Genomic DNA, 22,001 nt, shown 5'->3' on the forward strand with positions numbered 1-22,001 from the left:
TCCTATATGGAGTAAGGCTCGACGTAGACTATGTCGTTGATAGGCCGGAGGTGGAAGCGCTGTAAGGCGTGCAGCTGACCGGTACTAATAAGCCGAGGGCTTGACCTTAACATGATGATATGCAGGTGGCTTGTCTCTCCGCTTCCATTCTACATTGTTCGGTTTTGAGGGTGCTGGCACCTATGCGACGCGCACATAAGGCCCGTTGGTCAAGCGGCTAAGACGGCGGCCTCTCACGCCGCAAACGTGGGTTCGATTCCCGCACGGGTCACCATCATTTCTACGTGCGTATGCGCCTTTAGCTCAGTTGGTAGAGCAACTGACTCTTAATCAGTGGGTCCCGGGTTCGAATCCCTGAAGGCGCACCATTCCCTATGGAGCGCTTGCGGCGCTCCATAGGGAACCCTAAAAATTGAATGGATTTTAACCGGATTTCCGGTTGAAATAAATGCAGTCGGTATTGATTGCGGCGAGGGTCCACCCGTTCCCATCCCGAACACGGAAGTTAAGCTCGCCTGCGCCGAAGATACTCGCCTGGAGACGGGCTGGAAAAATAGGTAATGCCGACACAAAAAACGGACTTCTTTGGAAGTCCGTTTTTTGCTGCATGGGGAGGAAACCATATGCACTATGAAGGAATTTTGCCGGGCGTTTTTCTGGATCGGCCCAACCGCTTTATCGCCCATGTCGCGTTGGATGGGGCACCGGTCGTCTGCCATGTGAAGAATACGGGCCGCTGCCGGGAACTGTTGGTGCCTGGGGCTGCGGTTTACCTCCAGGAGTGCGGCAGCCCGGCTCGGAAAACGCGCTATGATCTGATCGCAGTGGAGAAAGGACGCCTGCTCGTCAATATGGACGCCCAGGCTCCCAACCAGGTCTTCCGGGAGTGGGCGGAGCAGGGCGGCTTCACGCCCGGGCTGACCCTGCTGCGGCCGGAGACCCGGTGGGGGGCCTCGCGCTTTGATTTTTATTTTGAGGCCGGGACACGGCGCGGCTTTATAGAAGTAAAGGGCGTCACCCTGGAGCAGGAGGGCCATGCGCGCTTCCCCGATGCGCCTACAGAGCGGGGCGTCAAGCACCTGGAGGAGCTGACAGCCTGTATGGCGGAGGGCTACGAGGCCTATGTGTGCTTTGTGATCCAGATGACGGGCATGAAGGACTTTGCGCCCAACGATGCAACGCATCCTGCATTTGGCGAAGCGCTGCGCCGGGCGGCCGCGGCCGGGGTGGGGGTGCTGGCCCGGGAATGCCGGGTGATGCCGGATACGCTGACAGTTGCCGGGGCGGTTCCGGTTCTCCTTTGAACTAAAAATGAATGACCTTTGGATAGAAAATGCATAAAAGCTGTAAAAAATAGCTTAAAATTCTGCGGTTAAGCTGAAGATGCAAGAGGAGCGTTGACAACGGGCATGAAATCTGATAGACTTCCCCAGTAAGCAAAGGCGCTGCGGAGGAAGGGTCCTCCGCAGCGCCGCTCTGCTTTTTGGAGGCGGAAGTGGCCCTCGTCTCCAGACGCCCGGAAGGGAAAAGAGAACATCTGCGCAAAGACGCGCGCCCTGTTGATCCGGCAGGGCGGGCGTCTTTCTTGTTGAGGAGGAACGTTTTATGGACATGTCGATCTGGTATCTGGTTGGCGCGATTTTGGTCTTCTTTATGCAGGCAGGCTTTGCTATGGTGGAATCCGGACTCACGCGCGCCAAGAATGCCGGCAATATCATTATGAAAAACCTGATGGACTTTTGTATCGGAACGGTCGTGTTCATGCTGCTGGGCTACGGTATCATGAACAGCGAAAGCTACTTTTTCGGTCTCATCGGGCTGCCGGAATATCAGCTGTTTACCGGCTTTTACACATTTGATTGGTCGAACTTTTTCTTCCAGCTTGTGTTCTGCGCCACTGCCGCAACCATCGTATCCGGCGCCATGGCGGAGCGCACCAAATTCTCCAGCTACTGCATTTACTCCGCTGTGATCTCCGCCGTGGTCTATCCCATTGAGGCGGGCTGGGTCTGGAACGGGCAGGGCTGGCTGGCCCAGCTGGGCTTCATCGATTTTGCCGGTTCCTGCGTGATCCATATGGTGGGCGGCATCTCCGGCCTGATCGGTGCGATTCTGCTGGGACCCCGGATCGGCAAGTACGGAAAGGACGGCAACTCCCGTGCGATTCTTGGACATAATATCCCGATCGCGGCGCTGGGGACGTTTATCCTCTGGTTCTGCTGGTATGGCTTCAACGGCGCCGCAGCCTCCGATCCCGCCCAGCTGGCGCAGATCCTGGGCAACACCACCATCGCCCCGGCGGTGGCTACCGTGGTGTGCATGCTCTTTACCTGGATCAAAAACGGGAAGCCGGACGTGGGTATGTGCCTGAACGCGCCTTTGGCGGGGCTGGTGGGCATCACCGCCGGCTGCGCTGATCTGGATGCCGTGGGCTCCCTCGTGGTGGGCGTGGTCACCGGCGTGCTGGTGGTAGTCGTGGTGGAATTGCTGGATATGAAGCTCCACATCGATGACCCCGTGGGCGCTGTGGCGGTCCATGGCAGCTGCGGTATGGCCGGTACGCTCCTGACCGGCCTGCTGGCCACCGAAGGCGGCCTGCTCTACGGGGGCGGCCTGCGCCAGCTCGGCGTACAGTGCCTGGGGGTCGTGGCGGTCGCGGCCTATACCGGCGTGGTCATGACGATCGTGTTTCAGGTCATCAAGCATACCAACGGACTGAGGGTCACGCCTGAGGAAGAGGTCGCCGGGCTGGATGCTACCGAGCACGGCCTGCCCTCCGCTTATGCAGACTTCTCTCCCAACACCAGTATCACCGCGCTCCCCGCCGCCAACGCCTTCCCCGAGCCTGCGCCCGCCCCGGCTGCGGCGGCGCAAGAGGCCGCTATGGCGGAGGCGGTGCCGGTGCATACCATTACCAGGGGCGCGGCCGGCGGCCGCAAGCTTTCCAACGTGACCATCCTCTGCAACCAGGCCAAGTTTGAGGAGCTCAAGACCGCCCTGAACGGGATCGGCGTCACCGGCATGACGGTCAGCCAGGTCCTGGGCTGCGGGATACAAAAGGGGAAGACCGAATATTACCGCGGGGTCCCGCTGGCGATCAACCTGCTGCCCAAGGTACAGGTGGAGATCGTCGTCTCCAAGGTGCCGGTGGAGCAGGTGGTGAACGCCGCCAGGCAGGCGCTGTATACCGGAAGGATCGGCGACGGAAAGATCTTTGTTTACGATGTGGAGAATGTGATCAAGGTCCGCACCGGTGAAGAGGGATACGACGCCCTGCAGGGTGAGGAATAAACGAAGCACAGTACCCCGGGCTTGCAAACGCCCGGGGTACTGTGCTATAGTGGGAAAAACAGGAGCAGGAGGGCGACGCCATGCAGCCGGAGCTGGAGATCATCACCAAAGAAATTCCCGCAAAGGGGAAGGCCTATATCATCGTTCGCCGCTGCCCGCCGGAGGGCCTGGACGCCGCGCTGCGACGGGGAGCCGCTCAGGCGCTGAGTCAGGGGGCCAGCCTGCTCTATGCCGCGTCCACGGATCCGGAAGCGCCTCTGGAGGCGGGGGAGAAGCGGGGTTACCAGCTGATCTATGAGCACGATATGCTCCGTATGAGCCGGACGCTGACGGAGGAACCGCCGCGGCCGGGGCGGTTGCGCCTGGAGCCGCTGGTACGGGAAAAGGGCGGGACCTGGCTGGCGCTCTATAACGAGGGCTTTTTCAATGTGCCGAATTCCGCCACCTATGATGGGAACGACCTGGAACGTGTGCTCGGCGAAGCGTGCAGCGCCGGGTTCGTCCTGCTGGATGAGGTGCCGGTCGGGGTCTATGAGCTTGGCTTTGCGGAAGAGCAGCCGGAGATCGAGGGGGTGGCCCTGCGCAGGGACTTCCAGGGCCGGGGACTGGGACGTGAGCTCCTGCTGGAGCTGATGGGGATGCTGGCGCGGCAGGGCCATACGGAATGCTGGCTCCGCGTGGCGACCTCCAACCGGAACGCCTGCGCCCTGTATCGCTCTCTGGGATTCGGGCGGGAGAGCGTTCTCTCCCGATGGTTCCAGGTAGTGTCGGAGAGCGATCTGCGCATCGAATAAGCGTGCACGGACAAAGCGGCGCGGCCTTTGGGGCGCGCCGCCGTCCGCTTGTCGCCCACACCATCCGCAGGGGCGCCGGGCAGGGTTTACCCGCAGGGGCAAAAGCGGGGCCCCTGGGGGGGCGCGCCGGAAAGGCCCCTTCTCAGGACGGGCAGAGCGCCTTTTTCGCAAGAAATAGAACCCGGTCCGTCCCGCATCCGTTTGTCTCCGAAGGCCCCGGAGCCTTTTGCGACAGCCTCAAGCGGCGCGGCGGAAGCAGCGCCGCTTGTTTCTGGAACAGGACGCCGGCTTTTTCCTGCAGCCTTGCGGCCATGCGCGGCCCGCGCGCCGCCTCCGCCCTGGAATTTCGGGAAGCGGATGGCAATTGATCATTCGTGCCGCGCGGCGTATGTTCGAAAAAAGTTCCGTCAAGAGCGTTGACAGCAGGCGCGTTTCGTTTTACAATCACTATGTCGATATTCGATATAAGGAGGGCGGGAGATGGCGCGCAAGAAGCTGGAGACGCTGACCGAGCAGATGTATTATGTCCTGCTCTCTCTGCGCGCGGAGCGCCATGGTTACGGGGTGATGCAGGACATTTCGGGGCTGACCGGAGGGCGGGTCAGCGTGGGCGCGGGGACCCTGTACGCCCTGCTGGAGCGTTTTGAAGGAGACGGACTGATCCGCCGGACGCGCACGGAAGAAAAGCGGAAGTATTACCGCCTGACGCCGGAGGGCGAGCGGGCTCTTTTTGCGGAGTACGAGCGCATCTGCCGCCAGGCATCGGATATGGAACGGGTGATGAAGGAGGAAGCGCCGTGAGCGGAGCATGGGGCCTGTTTGCCTACGATGCCCTGGACTATACGGCGGCCCAGCAATGGCTGGACCGGAAGGCCGCGCAGGGCTGGCGGCTGAAGAAGCTGTATTTCGGCCTGCTGGCCCGGTTTGAGCGGGACGAAACGAGTGTGATCCTCTGCTGTGTGGCGCCGCAGGGACACGTTCAGGGCGAAGAAGCGGATTCCTGCCGGCTCTGTGCCGGCACGGGCTGGGATTGGGTGGCCGGGGTGCGGGGCATGGACCTCTTTGTATCCCCGCCGGGGGTGTTTCCCCTGCCGTTTCCGAGTGATACGGCCCTGGAACCGGACGGCCTGTTCCGCCGGGTAAGGCGGAGGTGGACGGCGTCCGCCCTGCTCATCCTGAGCCTGCTCGCCCTGCTGGGCTGCGTGCTCTGGGGGACGGGCGGCATGCGCTGGAGCGTCCTGCTGACCTCCGACCGGATGCTGTGCGGCCTGGCTTTTGCGGCGGTGGACGTGGGCCTGCTGGCCGCCGCCGCGCTGTCCCATATCCGCGTTTACATCCGCTGCCGCCGGTCTGTGGCGAAGGGGGACGGCCTGCCCGTCCGCCCTCAGCGGCCGGTCCGCGCCCGCGTCCTGCTGGATTACGCGCTCATGCTCCTGGTATGGCTCACCTGCTTCGGGAGCGCTCTGGCCTGGATCGGCGGAAATTCCCTTCCGGTGGAGCGTGCGGACCGGGAGGAGCTTCGCCGGGAGCCGGTGGTACTGGCCGAGGACCTGAAGATCCGGGACGGCCGGACCAGCAGCCTTTCGGTTCAGGAGGGCGCCTCTTTGCTGGTGTCCTGGCGGCGGACCTGCGAAGTGCTGCGGAAGGACGGAGCCCTGACCGGTCAGGTGAGGTGCGAGGTGTACCGCTGCCGCAGCGTACGCATCGCACGCCTGCTGGCGGGGGCGCTGTACCGGGAGGAACGGGAGGGCCGCCCCCGCCGTCTGCTGGAACGGCACGGGGCCCTGGAGCTGACGGAGGCGGCGCTGGGGTTTGACCAAGCGTGGACGGGAGACGGCCCGGACGGCTCCTGCCTTCTGCTGCGGCAGGGGATCACGGTGGCGGTCCTGGAAGCGCCTGCCGAACTGACCGAGGCCGACACGCTGGAGAAGCTGTGGACAAGACTGCAATTGGAGGGGAAGGCCGCATGAAGGAAAAAGATGCCTGTCTGCGCTGGTTCCACTATGCGCAGGAGGACGCGAAGGCCGCCCAGGAGGAGCTGGAGGAACGGGCGTCGGAGGGCTGGGAACTGGAGGAGCTGGGGCTCTTTTTCGCCCGGTTCCGCCGCTCCGCCGCCCCCCGCCGCTGCTGGGTGGAGCCGGTGCGCTGGAACAGCATCCGGCGGAAGGAGGAAGAGCGCCGGGCGGACTTCATGCAGCTGTGCGGCGAGGCCGGCTGGGAGCTGCTGGAGGAGGCGGGCGGCCTGTGGTACTTCCGGGCGGCGGGGGAACGCGTCCCCGCTCCCATTCAGACCGACGGGGGCCTGGAGTGGGAGAGCGTATGGAAAAAGGCCCTGTGGGAGCGGGGCTTCAACCTGCTCTATCTGGCCCTTTTCTGGGGCGCCTATTTCCTGGTAAACTTTGTATGGAAGGGCTTTCACCCGTGGGAGATGCTGCTGAGCGGCAGCGCCATGATGCTGATGGGGATCTGGTGCCTTTGGGTGCTGATGGGGGTGCTCCGGGGCGGACACGTGCTGCGCTACCGCAGGCAGTGCCGGCGGGCGGCGGAGGCGGGGTGGCCCTTCCCGGTGCCTTCGCGCCGGCGGGCCCGGCTGCGGGGCTGCTGGGGCGTGGTGCAGGCCCTGCTGCTGGCGCTTCTGCTGTTGACGGCGCTGCTGGGCGCCGGCGAAGAGACGCGCAGCGGCGAATTAGGCGGGCTGATGCGCTATGAGTCGGGGTCCGGCTTCGTGCGTCACACGGAGTACCGGCGCTTTGGAGAAGAGGACTGGCTCTACCTGGACGACTACGACTGCCGGTATGCTTGGCTGGCGGAGGCCATCTGCGCCGACCTGGTGGCGGACGAAGCGGATGAGCGCAAGCTGGATCTCCACTTCCATGCCCCTGTGACGCCGCAGAGCGCCGACCTGGGCTTTGACGCGGCGTGGCGCTACGACGCAGGCGGCCGCGCCGGGCTCATTTTCCGTTCGGGCCGCCGGGTGGTGCGGGCCGAGGCCGCGGGGACGGATTTCACCGATGAGAATGTTCTGGCGCAATTACGGGAAGCCTTTGCTTCGGAGGGAGCTTAACAATGGAAAATCTGCTGTTTATCAATGCCTGTGTGCGGGGGGAGCGGTCCCGCACCCGAAAGCTGGCCCGGCGCTTTTTGGAGGCGTATCAGGCCAAACACCCGGACAATGCGATTACGGAACGTAATTTGTGCGATGAAAGATTACAGCCTCAGTACCCGGAGATCTTGGACGAGCGGGATGCGCTGTGGAACGCCGGACGGTTGGACCAGCCCATGTTCGAACCCGCCCGGCAGTTTGCCGCGGCGGATCGGATCGTGGTCGCCGCCCCGTTCTGGGACCTGTCCTTTCCGGCCATCCTGAAGATTTACCTGGAACGGATCTCGGTCGCCGATATCACCTTCGGCTATGACGAGCGGGGGGCGATGAAGGGCCTGTGCCGGGCCTCCAAGCTGCTGCTGATCACCACCCGGGGCGGTCGTTATGCCGGCACGCCCCTGGAGATGGCCACCCCCACCATGAAGGCCCTGTGCGTCATGTACGGCATCCCGGAGTTCCAGTGCCTGGACGCCGAGGGACTGGACGACGTGCGTCAGGACCGGGCGGCCCTCCTGGCCGCGGCGGAGCGCAGGGCGGACGCCCTGGCGGAGGTGTTTTGAGATGAAGAAGCGTATCCTGCTGCTGACTACCGGCGGCACCATCGCCTCCCTGCCCACGGACCGGGGGCTCTCTCCCGGCCTGAACGGCACGGCCCTGGCGGGGCTGCTCCCCCAGGGGGTGCTGGAGCACTACGCAATCACCGTTCGGGACATCCTGCATCTGGATTCCTCCAACATCCAGCCGGAGGAGTGGCAGACCATTGCACGGCATGTCTATGAAAACAGAACGCAATATGATGGCATTGTGATTACGCATGGTACGGACACAATGGCCTACACGGCTTCTGTGCTCTCCTTTATGCTGCAGGGGATCGGGGTGCCCGTGGTGCTCACCGGCGCCCAGCTGCCCATGACCCACCCCCTTACCGATGGGCTGGACAACCTGCGCACGGCGCTGGCCATGGCGGCCTCGGGCACGGCGGGGGTATTCCTGGCCTTTGACCGGAAGGTGATCCTGGGCTGCCGGGCGGTGAAGACCCGAACGACCGACTTCGACGCCTTTGAGAGCGTCAACGCCCCGCTGGCGGCGACGGTGGATGGGAAGGGTTTGCGGATCCATCGCCAGGCCCTTCCCGTCCCCGCAGGGTCGTGTGCGCTGCGGGACAGGCTCTGCGACAAGGTCTTCCTGATCAAGCTAACCCCAGGCCTGGACCCGGAGATCTTCGATATGCTGCTGCAGATGCATTACCGCGGCATCGTGATCGAGGCGTTCGGCGCGGGCGGGCTGCATTTTGTGCGCCGGGATCTGATCGCCAAGCTCCACGCGGCGGCGCTGGCAGGCATCACGGTGGTGGTGTGCAGCCAGTGCCTTTATGAGCCCAGTGATTTTTCCCTCTACGAGGTGGGTCAGCGGGCCCTGGCCCAGGGGGTCATCCCCGGCCGGGACATGACCACCGAGGCGGCGGTGACCAAGCTCATGTGGGCCCTGGGGCAGACGGCGGAGGCGGCGGAGATCCGGGATTGCTTTGACCGCAGCCTGGCGGGCGAGGTCACGCTGTAGCAAAAGCCCCCGGCCCTGCGGCCGGGGGCTTTCTTTACATTTCGCGGCGGCCCTCCAGGGCGCGCATAAGGGTAGCGTCGTCGGCATACTCCAGGTGACTGCCCACGGGGATACCGTAGGCCAGACGGGTCACCTTCACCTGGAAGGGCTTGAGCAGCCGGGAGAGGTACATGGCGGTAGCCTCCCCCTCCGTATCCGGGTTGGTGGCCATAATGACCTCCCGCACGTCCCCGGCGCCGACCCGCGCGAGCAGCTCCTTGACGCGCAGGTCGTCCGGGCCCACATGGTTCATGGGGGAGATGACCCCGTGGAGCACGTGATAGGCGCCGGAATACTCCCGGGAGCGTTCCATGGCGATCACGTCCTTGGGATCGGCCACCACACAGATGGTGCTTTGATCCCGCTTGGCGCTGGCGCAGATGGGACAGGGCCCGTCGCCTTCGGCAAAGTTCTGACACACCGGACAGCAGTGGATGGCGGACTTGGCCTGCCGGATGGCGTCGGCAAAGCCGGCGGCGTCCTCATCGGGCAGGGAGAGCACGAAAAGGGCCAGCCGCTGGGCGCTCTTCCGGCCAATGCCGGGCAGGCGGGCAAACTGCTCCACCAGACGCTCCAGAGCAGGAGGAAAGTATTCCATGCTTATTCCCCCCGCAAGGCGGCGATGGCGGCGGCCGGGTCCGCCGCGCCGTAGACCGCGGAGCCGGCCACCAGAGTATCCGCCCCGGCGGCCACCACACGGGGGGCGGTTTTGGCGTTGACCCCGCCGTCCACCTCCAGGCGGCAGGCGGGGTGATAGCGGTCGATGAGCGCGCGTACCTGGGAGACGGTTTCCAGCTGTTCCTCCAAAAAGGCCTGTCCGCCGAAGCCGGGTTCCACCGTCATCACCAGCACCAGGTCCAATTCCTCCAGATAGGGGAGGACCGCTTCGGCCTTCGTGATGGGCCGCAGGGCCACCGCTTTCTTCACCCCGCACCGGTCCATCTGGCGCAGGGCCTCCCGAATGCGGGTGGGGTGGTCGGCCTCCAGATGGACCGAGAGCAGGTCGGCCCCGGCCTGGGCGAAAGCCTCCACATAGCGCACCGGCTTGTCGATCATCAGGTGCACGTCCAGAAACAGGTCGGTGCATTTGCGGATGGACTGCACCACCGGCACGCCGATGGTGAGGTTGGGTACGAAGCAGCCGTCCATCACGTCCACGTGGAGCATGTCGGCGCTGGACACCCGGGCGATATCCCGCTCCAGATTCACAAAATCAGCGGAGAGGATGGAGGGAGAGATTTTAATCATTTTTTCACCACTCCTTGGTCGGTTTTTCAGAAAGTTCTGCTAAAATGGGCCATACCGCCGGAAGAAGGGCGGGGCACCGGGATGCGGGGTGCGACATAGGATACGGCAAGCGGATGACGCCCCGGGACGGCTGCCGGTCCTCCCCAGGCGCCTGCGCGCCGGCTCCCACAAGACCCGGCCCGGCGGCATGGGCCCCGGAACAGCGCGCCGCATCATATAGATGTCCAGGGGGGACCGTGTCCCCCCTGGACTGAGACGATGCCCCAGGCGGAAGCCGCTTTCCTGAGAAGGCTGCGCCCCGCTGCGCGCGGGCGGTCTGCAGCCGGTTGGGACGGGCCGTCCCCCCTGGACTAATGGTAGAAATCGTTGGTGTGGCATTCCCGGGCCTGGTAACCCTCTTTGCACAGGGCGTCCAGGATCGCCCGCTTGTGGGTGTGGCCGAAGGCCTCCAGCGTCACCCGCAGCTCCACGCCGCTCTGGCGGTTGATATTGACGAACTGGTTGTGCTCCAGCTTGATGATATTGCCGTTTTCCCGGGCCACGATGGAGGCCACCCGCAGCAGCTCGCCGGGGCGGTCGGGCAGCTGCACCGAGAAGGTGAACACCCGCCCGCGGTTGATGAGCCCGTGCTGCACCAAGCTGGCCACGGTGATCACGTCCATGTTGCCGCCGGAGAGGACCGGCACCACGTTCTTGCCCTTGCAGTCCAGGTGGTTCAGGGCGGCGATGGGCAGCAATCCGGCGTTTTCCACGATCATCTTGTGCTTTTCCATCATATCCAGAAAAGCGTCCACCAGCTCGTCGTCGTCGATGGTGATCACATCGTCGATATTTTTTTGGATATAGGGGAAAATCTGGTCGCCGGGGGTTTTGACCGCCACGCCGTCGGCGATGGTTTCGATCCGGGGCAGGGTGAGCACATGTCCGGCCTCCAGACTGGCTTTCATGGAGGCCGCGCCGGTGGGCTCCACGCCGATGACGGTCACGTTGGGGTTGAGCAGCTTGGCCAGAGTGGACACGCCGGTGGCCAGTCCGCCCCCGCCGATGGGCACCAGGATCACGTCCACGTCGGGCAGGTCCTGGAAGATCTCGTAAGAGATCGTGCCCTGGCCGGTGGCGACGGCGGGGTCGTTGAAGGGGTGTACGTAGGTCAGGCCCTGTTCCTGGGAAAGCTGGGCGGCCAGGGCCGCGGCGTCGTCGAAGGTTTCCCCCTGCAGGATGACCTTGGCCCCGTAATCCTTGGTGTTGTTGACCTTGACCAGCGGCGTGGTGGTGGGCATGACGATGGTGGCCTCCACTCCGGCGGCCTGGGCGGCGTAGGCCACGCCCTGGGCGTGGTTGCCCGCCGAGGCGGTCACCAGCCCGCGGGCCTTCTCTTCCTCGGACAAGGTGCTGATCTTGTAGTAGGCGCCCCGAATCTTATAGGCCCCGGTGACCTGCATGTTTTCCGGCTTGATGTATACCTGGTTCCCGGTGGCCCTGGAGAAGGCCTTGCTGTAGACCAGGGAGGTGTTCAGAATGACCCCGGACAGCACGGCGCGGGCTTCCTTGAACTCTTTCAGAGTGAGCATAGCGGGCAGACTTCCTTCCAATCTATAAGTAGTAATATTCTAATGAGTTTTCCCGGCAAAGTCAACGTGTTCTTGACACTCCCGCCGGGCAGGGGGTACAATAAAACCAACTGGGGCGCTGCCCCGTGGATGGAGGCTGTGCCGATGGCGAAGATCGTGAAAAAATCCCCCGTCCCGCTGTACCTGACGGCGGCGTTGTGGATCGTGTGGGCGCTTCTGGGCCCGATGTATGCCCTGTGGCACTTCCTCCTTTTGGCGGGGCTCTCCATCGCGGTGTTTTGGGCGGCGCGGCGCCTGTTCCGCGACCGGGTGCTGGTGCTGCCCGACCCGGAGCCGGAGGCGCCCAGCGAGCCGGTGACGACCGGAAACCCGGAGATGGACGCCCTCATGGCCGAGCGGGACAGGGCCGTCTCCGAGATGCGCCGGCTCAACGACAGCATTGAGGATGCAAAGATCTCCCGGCAGATCGACCATATGGAGCGGGTGACCCAGAAGATCTTCGCCCATGTGGCGGAAAACCCCAAAAAGCTGCCCCAGATCCGGCGCTTCCTCAATTATTACCTGCCCACCACCCTCAAGCTGCTCAACGCGTATGACCGCATGGACGACGCGGGGGTGGCGGGGGCCAACATCGACGGCACCATGGGTAAGATCGAAGCGATGCTGGACACGGTGGTGCTGGCCTACGACAAGCAGCTGGACGCCCTGTTCGCCGACGAGGCGCTGGATATTTCCACCGATATTACCGTGATGGAGCAGATGCTCTCCCAGGAGGGCCTGGGCGGGACGCAGCTGGGCCGCTGAACGGTGAAACAACGACTTGATGACAACAATGGAGGATGAAGACCATGACGGATCATACCGATTTTACCCCTGAACTGACCCTTTCCCCCGATTTGAATACCGCCGCTGCCGCCGCCGAGGCCCCCAAGGCGCCGGAGACCCCCGGCCTGACCCTGGACCCCACTGTGGCGGTGGACGAGGCGGCCGCCCAGAAGGCGCGGGACGCCAAGGCGGTGCAGCTGGACGAGAGCCAGCTCACTGAGGCCGAGCGCAAAATGGTCAACGACTTTGCGCAGAAGATCGACATCACCGATTCCAGCGTGGTGCTCCAGTACGGCGCGGCGGCCCAGAAGAATATCGCGGGCTTTTCGGAAAATACGCTCAATTCCGTGCGCACCAAGGATCTGGGTGAGGTGGGCCAGGCGCTGTCTTCCCTGGTGGTGGAGCTCAAGGGCTTCGGCAAGGAGGAGGAGAAGGGCGTCTTCGGCTTCTTCAAAAAGAAACGCAACGAGCTGGAGGCCATGAAAGTGGCCTACACCAAGGCGGAGGCCAATGTGGACAAGATCGTCCAGGTGCTGGAGAACCATCAGGTGACCCTGATGAAGGACATTGCCATGCTGGACCAGATGTATGACCTGAACACCAAGTATTATAAGGAATTGACCATGTATATCCTGGCGGGTAAGAAGCGCCTTGCCCAGGTGCGGGAGAACGAGTTGGAGCAGCTGCGCAGAAAGGCCGCCGAGACCGGCGCCCAGGAGGATGCCCAGGCCTACAACGACCTGGCGAACATGTGCTCCCGCTTTGAGAAGAAGATCCATGATCTGGAGCTGACCCGCATGATCTCCATCCAGATGGGGCCTCAGACCCGCCTGATCCAGAACAACGACAGTCTCATGCTGGAAAAGATCCAGTCCTCCCTGGTGAATACCATCCCCCTGTGGAAGAGCCAAATGGTGCTCTCCCTGGGCCTGGAGCACTCCCGCCAGGCCACCGCCGCCCAGAGCGCGGTGACCAACATGACCAACGAGCTGCTGCAGAAGAACGCCGACATGCTCAAGATGGGCACCATCGAGACCGCCAAGGAGGCCGAGCGCAGCGTGGTGGATATCCAGACCCTTCAGCACACCAACCAGCAGCTCATCTCCACGCTGGACGAGGTCATGAAGATCCAGCAGGACGGCGCCCAAAAGCGCCGGGAGGCCGAGGTCGAATTGGGCCGTATCGAGGGCGAGCTGAAGCAGAAGCTGCTGGAGCTTCGGGGGTAGACGGGTCAAAAAAGCGGTCACGGCGCCGTTTGGGCAGCGCCCGGGCCTTTGGCGCGGAGACGCGGGCGGAATTCTGCAAAGCAAGGTGAGCCTATGAAGTTTCTGAAATCCTATACCGGGGCCATGGTGGTGCTGGCGGCGGTCATCGTATTGTCCGCCCCCCTGGGATGCCTGCGTTCCGTGAACGCCCAGCGCGCCCAGGTGCTGGAGCTCTTCGCCCAGGGCGGGCAGGGGGACGGCGGTTCGGTGGCCTCCGACCTGCAGGACCGTATCGGCACGGCGCAAAATCTGCTGACGGTGGCCCGGCGGTACCCGGAGACCGACGGAATTTCCGACCTGGAAGGGGCCATCGCCTGGGCGCAGGGCAACGCCGACCCGGACAAGGGCGCCTTTCCGGAAGCCGACGTGAACCTGGGTGCGGTATGCGCCCAGGTCATCGCGCAGCTGCGGGCGGCGGGCGTGTCGGAAAAGGACGCCCAGTACCTGTACGGGTTTGAGGCGGAGCTGTCCGGGGCAGCCGACCGCATGAGCCGGGATGAATACAGTAAAGCGGCCGACCGCTTCAACCGCAAGGTGCTGGGGCGCTTTCCCGCGGTGCTGCTGCGAAATCTGGGAGCGGTCAAGGAACTGGCTTTGGTGGCTGATGTGAATGATTAGGAGAGAGCGATGAGAAAAACGAACTTATCCGCGCTGCTCTGCGCCCTGCTGTGCATGGCGCTGCTGACGGCCCCGGCGCTGGCATTGGTGCAGGCGCCCGAAAACACCTACGTGGGGGATTATGCCGGCGTGCTGAGCGATGCCACGGAGGATTACATCATGACCCAGAACGAGACGCTGACCGCGGCCACCGGCGGAGCGATCGTGGTGGTCACGGTGGACTTCCTGGACGGCATGGAGATCGACGATTACGCCTATGAGATCTTCAACGACTGGGGCATCGGGGACGCGGACGCCGACAACGGGCTGCTCCTTCTGCTGGCCATCGGGGAGGAAAACTACTATGCCCTGCAGGGCAGCGGCATCCAGAATGCCCTCACCGCGTCCAAACTGGACGATTATCTCTGGAACTACCTGGAGAGCGACTTTGCCGCGGGGGACTATGATGCCGGGGTACGGAAGGTCTTTGACGCGTTCTACGACTGGTACGACAGTTATTACGGCGGCCTGAGCGCCGGTCAGGGCCAGGAGAGCGGCGGTGCGGGGAACGAATTCGATTATTATCCGGAACCGGCCGGCCCAGGCGCGGTGACCACCGTCGTGGGCTCCATCGGGGCGCTGCTGGCCGTCGTTGTGGTGGTGCTGCTGATCGTTGTGGTCTGTGTGTGTGACGGCATGCGCTACCGGCGTTACCGCAGACGTTATCTGATGCCGGGCATGCCGCCCCCGCCCTACATCTACCGGCCCTTTCTCTTTGGGCGCCCGCACCGCCCGCGCCCGCCCCGGCCGCCCCGCGGCCCCGGCGGGTTTGGCGGTCCCGGCCGGCCGGGCGGCTTCGGCGGAGGACCCCGCCCGCCCCGGGGCGGCACGTTTTCGGGCGGCTTCGGGGGCGGCGGCTCCCGCGGCGGCGGCGCAGGCCGCAGGCCGGGCGGCTCCTCCTTTGGCGGCGGATTCTCCGGCGGGTCCTTCGGCGGGCGCGGCGGGTTCGGCGGCGGCTTCGGGGGCGGCTTCGGGGGCGGCTCCCGGGGCGGCTTCGGGGGCGGCGCCTCCCGCGGCGGCGGCGCAGGCCGCAGATAACGACAAAAATTCCCCGGAGCCCGGCTCCGGGGAATTTTTCGTGCGGCGGTACGACACAGAACCGACATAAGATTGAGGTAAGATATCCGGGAAAGGAGCGGAGCGCATGGGTTATCAAGTACTTCTGGCGGAGGACGAGGCACGGATGCGGGATATCGTGCGGGACTATCTCGCCGCCCATGGCTGGGCGTGCGACCTGGCCCGAAACGGCGCCGAGTGCCTGGACCTGCTGCGGGACCATGATTACGACGCGCTGCTGCTGGATGTGCTGATGCCGGAGCTGGACGGCTTTGCCGTCTGCCGGGCGGTGCGGTGTGGCAGCGGAGTACCCATCCTGTTCCTCACCGCGCTGGGCGGGGAGGAGGACGTGCTCCGGGGCTATGCCCTGGGCGCGGACGACTATGTGACCAAGCCCTTTTCTCTGGCGGTGCTGCTGGCCAAAACGGAGGCGCTGATCCGCCGGAGCCGCGGTCAAAGCGCGGACGGACGGCTGCGCTGCGGAGCCATTTCCGTGGATCCGGGCCGCCGCGTCTGTACAGTCGGTGATCAAACGATCAAATTATCCCCGCGGGAATATGAATTGCTCCTGTGCCTGCTGCACAATTCGGGAAGAGTCCTCAGCCGTGCCCAGCTGCTGGATAAGGTTTGGGGCCTCGACTTTGACGGAGACGAGCGGGCGGTGGACGTGCGCATCAAGAGCCTGCGCGCGGCCCTGGGGAGCGCCGGAAAGCAGATCAAAACCGTGTTCAAGGCGGGGTATCAGCTGGAGGAGGCGTGCGAGGGATGAGGCGTTTTTGGAGCGCGGGGCCCCGGAGGCTGCGCTGGAAGCTGCTGCGGCCCCTGGGCGGGACGTTTGCCCTGCTTTGGCTGGGCACCATGGCCCTGCTGACGCACAATACCTGCCGGGAGCTGGAGAGCAGCGCCAAAGCCGCGGCCCGTTCCGCCCAGACGAGTCTGGAGGAGCACTGCGAATTCTATGAGAACAACCTCGCCAACGGACTGGGGGACGAGGCGGCGAACATCCTGCGGAACAACCTCAGCTCCCTCTCGCTGGGGCAGGTCAGCGAAATGGACGGAGGGATGGCCCTGACGGCCCGGACGGAGGCGGGATATGTCCGCAGCCAGCTGGCCTGGGGCTGGGGCCACCGGGAGGGCGTGGACATCGGCCAGCGGTGGTACATCTCCCTGGACGAGGGGCTGGACGACCGGGGCCAGCTGGAGCTGGCCCGCTGGATCCTGGCCCACCGGTCGGGGTGGGAGTACGGCATCTACCCGCCGGACGACCGGGAGGGCGCCTGGAGCGGGGACGGCTCCTTTGCCCGGATCACCGGGCTGGAACGGCCGGGCCACGCCATCGCCGTGCAGAAGATTGAGATCATCCATCCCGACGGCACGGCGGACACCATGGTGGAGACCGCCCTGGAGGGGGCGGGCGAAACCTGGGACTTCGCCTACCTGCAGGTGCGCAGCGTGCTGCTGCCGTCCTGGAGCAGCAATGGGAAGGACGGCCCCGTCAATATGGAACGGCGGCTGGCCTCCTTCCGGGAGGCCCAGGCCATCCTGGACCGGGAGATCGCCGGGGCGGAGCGCTCCGTTTGGAAGGACGGGGGGTTTGCCCTGGGGAGCACAATGGGCGGCAACACGGTGCTGCAGTATCTGGCCGTTCAGTGCGACGTGCTGCCCGCCGCGCTGAAGCAGGAGGCGGGGCTGTACCTCAGCACGGGTCTGTTGACACTGATCGTCCTGCTGGTTTTGTCCGCGCGCCTGTCCAGGCAGGTGACCGAGCCGGTGGAGCAGCTGTGCGCCCGGGTGGCCGAAGGAGCGTCCTGTCCGGAAAACGGCCCCATCCGGGAGCTGAACGCCCTGGCGGCGGCGTTCCATTCCGACCAGGCCAGACGGGAGGCGCAGCTGACCCGCGAGCGGGACTTCGCCCGGGCGGCCGCCCATGAGCTGAAGACCCCGTTGGCCGTGCTCCGCTCCCATGCGGAGGCCCTGCGGGAGGACATCGCCCCGGAAAAGCGGGCGCAGTATCTGGATATTATCCTGGATGAGAGCGACCGAATGGGCGCGCTGGTGGGGGAGATGCTGGACCTGTCCCGGCTGGAGGCGGGTGCGGGGGGTTTGGAGGTCCTGCCGGTGGAACTGGCGGAGCTGGCGGAAGAGACCCTGTCCCGGCTGGCTCCAGGCGCACGAGCCAAAGGTGTGCGCCTGGAGCCCGACCTGCATCCGGCATTGGTGTCCGGCGACCGGGCCCGGCTGGAACGGGTCCTCTCCAACCTGACCTCCAACGCCCTGCGCCATTGTCCCGCCGGGGGCGCGGTACGGGTGCAGACCGAACGGGTCCGGGGGCAGGCGGTGCTTACGGTGGAGAACGACGGGGAGCCGGTCCCGGAACAGGACCTGCCCCGCCTGTGGGAGCCCTTTTTCAAGGGAGACCGTTCCCGCAGCCGGGCCCGCGGCGGGGCCGGGCTGGGGCTGGCCATCGTCCGCGCCGCCGTGTTGGCCCATGGGGGAAGCTGTACGGCGGAGAATATCCCCGGCGGCGTCCGGTTCCAGGTGCGGCTGCCCGCCTTGCAATCGGAGCGGTAGTATGGTACAATACCCGCATAGCGGCTCTTGTGCCGATTGACCGGCGCCGCAGGCCGCTGCGCGGTCCTGGCAGGAGCGTTCAAACAGAGATTGCGAGGGATCTTGGAATGGGATTCAACCGACCGGAAGCCAAATTTCAAGCCAGAAACGCCATGCGGGGCGCCTATCCTCACCCCATGCTGGTGACGCTGGTCTATGTGCTGCTGACCAGTGTGCTGGCCAGCGCCATCATGTACTTTGTGAACAACCCCTTTCAGATCGCCTACATGTATCTGCTGGACGGCATCTATGACCCGGAGACGATTTTTCACTATGTGTTCCTCCCGGGCCGGGTTGCCCTTTACGCAGTGCTGGAGCTCCTGATCTCTCTGTATACCTGCGTCATGGGCTTCGGGTACACCTCTTACAGCCTGCGCCTGGCCCGCGGTGAGCAGCCGGGCTACCGCAACCTGATGGACGGTTTCGCACGGATCGGCCGTGTGCTGATCTGCGCCATCCTGATCAGCGTGTTTACCGGATTATGGACCCTGCTGGCCATGATCCCCTATCTGGCCGTCATGATCCTGGCCGCGGTGCTGGACAGCGGCGTGCTCATCGCCTTGGCGGTGGTGCTTTGCATCGCGGGCGTTGGCTTCGGCATCGCGGTGAGTTACCGTTACCGCCTGGCCTATTATTTGCTGCTGGACGACCCGGATATGGGGAGCCTGGAGGCGATTTCCCGCAGCAAGCAGGCCATGCGCGGCTGGAAGGGCTCTTTGTTCGTGCTGGATCTGTCCTTCCTTGGGTGGATTCTGCTGACGCCCTTTACATTAGGCATTTTGGGGTTGTGGCTCAACCCCTATATGGGGGCCGCTGAAGCCAATTTCTACGATTACGTGGTCCACGGCGCGTTTGGCCCTCAGACGGCGGAGGGCGGGCCGCAATCCGGCGGGTACGGACCCAACTACGGCGGCCCCACGAATGACCCGGGGCAGCCCTTTTAAGCTCCGGCAGCTGGCGCTTACCGCGGCTCCGCGCGGAAGAAGGCTTGAAAGCGCGGGGGAGCGCGGATCGGGATCGAAAAAGGCCCACCCTGCTGTGGTGGGCCTTTTTTGTGGCTTGACGGGAAGACGCCGGGTTTCCCGGGGAGGGAGGAGAACGCATGTACAGCGGATATGAGCTTTTATGGATTTTCTTTGTTTATGCGCTGCTGGGCTGGTGTACCGAGGTGAGCTATGCGGCTCTGGTGACGGGGAAATTCGTCAACCGGGGATTCCTCAACGGGCCGGTGTGTCCCATTTACGGCTTCGGCGCGGCCATTATTTTCCTCTGCCTGGAGCCGCTCAAGCAGAACCTGCTGCTGCTCTTTCTGGGGTCGGTGCTGCTGACCTCCCTGTTGGAGCTGGCGGCCGGATTTGTGCTGGAGAAGCTCTTCCATCAGCGCTGGTGGGATTACTCCGACGAGCCCTTCAATCTGGGCGGCTATATCTGCCTGCGTTTTTCCATCGCCTGGGGGCTGATCGGGCTGTTTGTGGTGGATCTGCTCCATCCGACGGTGATGCTGCTGGTGCGCCTGCTGCCCCATACGCTGGGCGTGGTCCTGCTGGCCTGCTTCGGAGCGGTCATAGCGGTGGATCTGGCGGCCACAGGCAGCTCCATCGCCAGGCTCAACCGCCAGCTGAAGCAGATCGACGCATTGGCCGGGCGGATCCGGGAGCTGTCCGACGAGCTGGGCGAAAATCTGGCGGACAAGGTGCTGGAGGCGGCGGAGAAGGGGACGGCCTGGAAAGAGGAGCTGGACGAGCAGACCAAGCAGCTGCGGGTCGATGCGGCGGAACGGAAGGAAGAACGAAGCCAGGAGCGCTTACGGCGCAGGCGGCAGCGGCAGCAGGAGCTGGCGGAGCTGGGGGAGAAGCTGGAGCATGCGCTGGATGGGCATGCCTTCGGCCAGCGCCGCCTGATGCGGGCGTTCCCAAAGATGCGCTCCATCCAGCACCATCAGGCGCTCCAGCGCCTGCGCCGCCGCATGGAGCGCAAAGAGCAATCGTAAAAATGGGGATGGCTGCAACCATGCAGCTTTCAGGCCCGAGCCGGCAATATGCCCCTTAAAAAAGTTGCATAGGATCGCAATGGCGATCCTATGCAACTTTTGTTTGGGATTGATGTTTGGGAATCCGGTTTTGCAAGACGCCCCCGGCCTGTCGGAAAACCTTGAGCCGATGCAGGAAAACAAAGGGTTCCTGCAAAGGAGAACGCCCTGCGCAGGAGGTTCGCCGCCGCAGCGGCGAAGGGAATGGAGATCCGTATTTTTTTGAGGACATGCGTCTCAGAAAAAACACGGCTCAGCCCGCGAACATGCACGCGCGGGCCGCTTATTCCAGCACCGCGCCGCGGGCGGCGGAGGAGACCTGTTTGGCGTAGCGGGCCAGATAGCCGGTCTTGATCCGGGGCTCGGGGCAGGTCCAGGCGGCCTTGCGCGCGGCCAGAACGGCCTCGTCCACCCGGACCTCGATCTTACAGGAGGGAATGTCGATGCAGACCAGATCCCCCTCCTCCACAAAGGCGATGGGGCCGCCCAGGGCGGCTTCGGGGGAGACATGGCCGATGGCCGCGCCGCGGGTGGCGCCGGAGAAGCGGCCGTCGGTGATGAGGGCGACAGAGGAGCCAAGGCCCATACCCACGATGGCGGAGGTGGGGTTGAGCATCTCGCGCATGCCGGGGCCGCCCTTGGGGCCCTCATAGCGGATGATGACCACGTCGCCCGGGACGATCTTGCCGTCGTAGATGGCCTGGATGGCGTCGTCCTCGCTGTCGAACACGCGGGCCGGGCCGGTGTGGGACATCATCTCCGGGGCGACGGCGGAGCGCTTGACCACGCAGCCCTCGGGAGCCAGGTTGCCCTTGAGCACGGCGATGCCGCCGTCGGCGGAGTAGGGGCGGTCGATGGGCCGGATCAGCTCCGGGTCCCGGTTGACCACGCCCTCCAGGTTTTCCTCCAGCGTTTTGCCCGTAACGGTCAGCACGCCGGTGTCCAGAAGGCCCTTTTGCTTCAGCTCCGCCATGACGGCGTGGACGCCGCCCGCCCGGTCCAGGTCCTCCATGTAGGTCTCGCCGGCGGGGGCCAGATGGCACAGGTTGGGCGTGCGGGAGGAGATCTCGTTGGACATGTCCAGCGAGAGTTCGATGCCGCATTCATGGGCGATGGCGGGCAGGTGGAGCATGGTGTTGGTGGAGCAGCCCAAGGCCATGTCCACCGTGTCGGCGTTGTGGAAAGCGGCCTCGGTCATGATGTCGCGGGGCTTGATGTCCCGCTTGACCAGTTCCATGATCTGCATGCCGGTATGCTTGGCCAGACGCAGGCGGGCGGAGTAGACGGCAGGGATGGTGCCGTTGCCCTTGAGGGCCATGCCGATGGCCTCGGTCAGACAATTCATGGAATTGGCGGTATACATGCCGGAGCAGGAGCCGCAGGTGGGGCAGGCATTGCGCTCATACTCCTCCACACCGGCCTCATCCAGCTTGCCGGCGTAGTAGGAGCCCACCGCCTCGAACATATGGCTCAGGCAGGTGCGCCGGCCGTCGGTCAGGTGACCGGCCAGCATGGGGCCGCCGGAACAGAAGATGGTGGGGATGTTGACCCGGGCGGCGGCCATCAGCAGGCCGGGCACGTTCTTGTCGCAGTTGGGGATCATGACCAGACCGTCGAACTGATGGGCCATGGCCATGGCCTCGGTGGAGTCGGCAATGAGGTCCCGGGTGACCAGGGAATATTTCATGCCCACATGTCCCATGGCAATGCCGTCGCACACGGCGATGGCGGGGAACTCGACGGGGGTGCCGCCCGCGGCGCGGACGCCGGCCTTCACGGCCTCGGCGATCTTGTCCAGGTTCATATGGCCGGGGACGATCTCATTGTAGGAACAGACCACGCCGATGAGGGGACGCTCCAGTTCCTCCTTGGTGTAGCCCAGGGCATAGAACAGGGAGCGGTTGGGGGCGGCGGGGACGCCCTTCTTTACATTGTCGCTGCGCATGGGAGACC

General features: G+C 64.4%; 20 protein-coding genes, 2 tRNA genes and 2 rRNA genes. 20 read left to right on the plus strand and 4 right to left on the minus strand.

The genetic code is table 11. The features are described 5' to 3' along the window. The 12 genes from NE547_RS12345 to NE547_RS12405 form a co-directional block, all read left to right on the plus strand. A 23S ribosomal RNA gene (locus tag NE547_RS12345) occupies positions 1–108 on the plus strand; the annotation flags it as partial. 91 nt (positions 109–199) lie between these two features. After that, positions 200–274 (plus strand) — tRNA-Glu (locus tag NE547_RS12350). Between the two features lie 18 nt (positions 275–292). Then, positions 293–368, plus strand: a tRNA-Lys gene (locus NE547_RS12355). An 85-nt stretch (positions 369–453) separates the two neighbouring features. After that, positions 454–569, plus strand: a 5S ribosomal RNA gene (gene rrf, locus NE547_RS12360). A gap of 54 nt (positions 570–623) precedes the next feature. Then, positions 624–1,304, plus strand: coding sequence for a DNA/RNA nuclease SfsA (gene sfsA / locus NE547_RS12365; RefSeq protein ID WP_256176067.1), 681 nt, complete (start codon positions 624–626; stop codon positions 1,302–1,304). Between the two features lie 301 nt (positions 1,305–1,605). Then, positions 1,606–3,291 (plus strand): ammonium transporter, encoded by a 1,686-nt coding sequence (locus tag NE547_RS12370; RefSeq protein ID WP_186907778.1) that lies wholly within the window; start codon positions 1,606–1,608, stop codon positions 3,289–3,291. Between the two features lie 80 nt (positions 3,292–3,371). After that, a complete protein-coding gene (locus tag NE547_RS12375; protein WP_256176068.1) occupies positions 3,372–4,085 on the plus strand; it encodes a GNAT family N-acetyltransferase in 714 nt (237 codons plus the stop codon). A gap of 480 nt (positions 4,086–4,565) precedes the next feature. Beyond that, positions 4,566–4,886, plus strand: a complete 321-nt coding sequence (locus tag NE547_RS12380) for a PadR family transcriptional regulator (RefSeq protein ID WP_186907776.1) — start codon at positions 4,566–4,568, stop codon at positions 4,884–4,886. Continuing rightward, entirely contained in the window at positions 4,883–6,055 is a 1,173-nt protein-coding gene (locus NE547_RS12385; protein ID WP_256176069.1) for a DUF2812 domain-containing protein, read from the plus strand. Before NE547_RS12380 ends, NE547_RS12385 begins: the two co-directional genes overlap by 4 nt. After that, positions 6,052–7,149, plus strand: coding sequence for a DUF2812 domain-containing protein (locus NE547_RS18420; protein WP_305148516.1), 1,098 nt, complete (start codon positions 6,052–6,054; stop codon positions 7,147–7,149). The genes NE547_RS12385 and NE547_RS18420 overlap by 4 nt, the downstream gene beginning before the upstream one ends. A gap of 2 nt (positions 7,150–7,151) precedes the next feature. Beyond that, entirely contained in the window at positions 7,152–7,748 is a 597-nt protein-coding gene (locus tag NE547_RS12400; RefSeq protein ID WP_256176070.1) for an NAD(P)H-dependent oxidoreductase, read from the plus strand. A gap of 1 nt (position 7,749) precedes the next feature. Next, positions 7,750–8,748, plus strand: a complete 999-nt coding sequence (locus NE547_RS12405) for an asparaginase (RefSeq protein WP_186907772.1) — start codon at positions 7,750–7,752, stop codon at positions 8,746–8,748. Between the two features lie 34 nt (positions 8,749–8,782). On the opposite strand, the gene recR is transcribed toward NE547_RS12405, so the two are convergent. The 3 genes from recR to ilvA form a co-directional block, all read right to left on the minus strand. Further along, the gene (recR, locus tag NE547_RS12410) at positions 8,783–9,385 is read right to left on the minus strand and encodes a recombination mediator RecR (RefSeq protein ID WP_186907771.1); all 603 of its coding nucleotides are present in this window, start codon (positions 9,383–9,385) and stop codon (positions 8,783–8,785) included. Positions 9,386–9,387: 2 nt separating this feature from the next. After that, positions 9,388–10,035: a ribulose-phosphate 3-epimerase gene (gene rpe / locus NE547_RS12415; protein ID WP_186907770.1), complete on the minus strand. Its 648-nt coding sequence runs from the start codon at positions 10,033–10,035 to the stop codon at positions 9,388–9,390. A gap of 350 nt (positions 10,036–10,385) precedes the next feature. Beyond that, positions 10,386–11,606, minus strand: coding sequence for a threonine ammonia-lyase (gene ilvA, locus NE547_RS12420; protein WP_186907769.1), 1,221 nt, complete (start codon positions 11,604–11,606; stop codon positions 10,386–10,388). Positions 11,607–11,750: 144 nt separating this feature from the next. On the opposite strand from ilvA, the gene NE547_RS12425 reads away from it, so the two are divergent. The 8 genes from NE547_RS12425 to NE547_RS12460 all read left to right on the plus strand — a co-directional run bounded on the left by NE547_RS12425 (position 11,751) and on the right by NE547_RS12460 (position 20,009). Further along, positions 11,751–12,410: a 5-bromo-4-chloroindolyl phosphate hydrolysis family protein gene (locus NE547_RS12425; protein WP_256176071.1), complete on the plus strand. Its 660-nt coding sequence runs from the start codon at positions 11,751–11,753 to the stop codon at positions 12,408–12,410. Between the two features lie 44 nt (positions 12,411–12,454). Continuing rightward, positions 12,455–13,657, plus strand: a complete 1,203-nt coding sequence (locus NE547_RS12430) for a toxic anion resistance protein (protein WP_256176072.1) — start codon at positions 12,455–12,457, stop codon at positions 13,655–13,657. A 93-nt stretch (positions 13,658–13,750) separates the two neighbouring features. Continuing rightward, entirely contained in the window at positions 13,751–14,314 is a 564-nt protein-coding gene (locus NE547_RS12435) for a hypothetical protein (protein ID WP_256176073.1), read from the plus strand. Between the two features lie 9 nt (positions 14,315–14,323). After that, complete coding sequence (locus NE547_RS12440; RefSeq protein ID WP_256176074.1) at positions 14,324–15,391, plus strand: TPM domain-containing protein; 1,068 nt, start codon at positions 14,324–14,326, stop codon at positions 15,389–15,391. Between the two features lie 106 nt (positions 15,392–15,497). After that, positions 15,498–16,178, plus strand: a complete 681-nt coding sequence (locus NE547_RS12445) for a response regulator transcription factor (RefSeq protein WP_256176075.1) — start codon at positions 15,498–15,500, stop codon at positions 16,176–16,178. After that, positions 16,175–17,980 carry a HAMP domain-containing sensor histidine kinase gene (locus NE547_RS12450; protein ID WP_256176076.1) on the plus strand — a complete coding sequence of 602 codons (1,806 nt, stop codon included), beginning with the start codon at positions 16,175–16,177 and terminating at the stop codon, positions 17,978–17,980. The genes NE547_RS12445 and NE547_RS12450 overlap by 4 nt, the downstream gene beginning before the upstream one ends. Positions 17,981–18,087: 107 nt before the next feature. Next, positions 18,088–18,963, plus strand: coding sequence for a DUF975 family protein (locus NE547_RS12455; RefSeq protein WP_256176077.1), 876 nt, complete (start codon positions 18,088–18,090; stop codon positions 18,961–18,963). A gap of 158 nt (positions 18,964–19,121) precedes the next feature. Next, complete coding sequence (locus NE547_RS12460) at positions 19,122–20,009, plus strand: hypothetical protein (RefSeq protein WP_186907761.1); 888 nt, start codon at positions 19,122–19,124, stop codon at positions 20,007–20,009. A 322-nt stretch (positions 20,010–20,331) separates the two neighbouring features. On the opposite strand, the gene ilvD is transcribed toward NE547_RS12460, so the two are convergent. Then, complete coding sequence (gene ilvD / locus NE547_RS12465) at positions 20,332–21,993, minus strand: dihydroxy-acid dehydratase (RefSeq protein ID WP_186907760.1); 1,662 nt, start codon at positions 21,991–21,993, stop codon at positions 20,332–20,334. Positions 21,994–22,001 lie beyond the last annotated feature (8 nt).

The sequence above is a fragment of the Flavonifractor sp. DFI.6.63 genome (assembly GCF_024462255.1).
Lineage (GTDB): Bacteria > Bacillota > Clostridia > Oscillospirales > Oscillospiraceae > Lawsonibacter_A > Lawsonibacter_A hominis.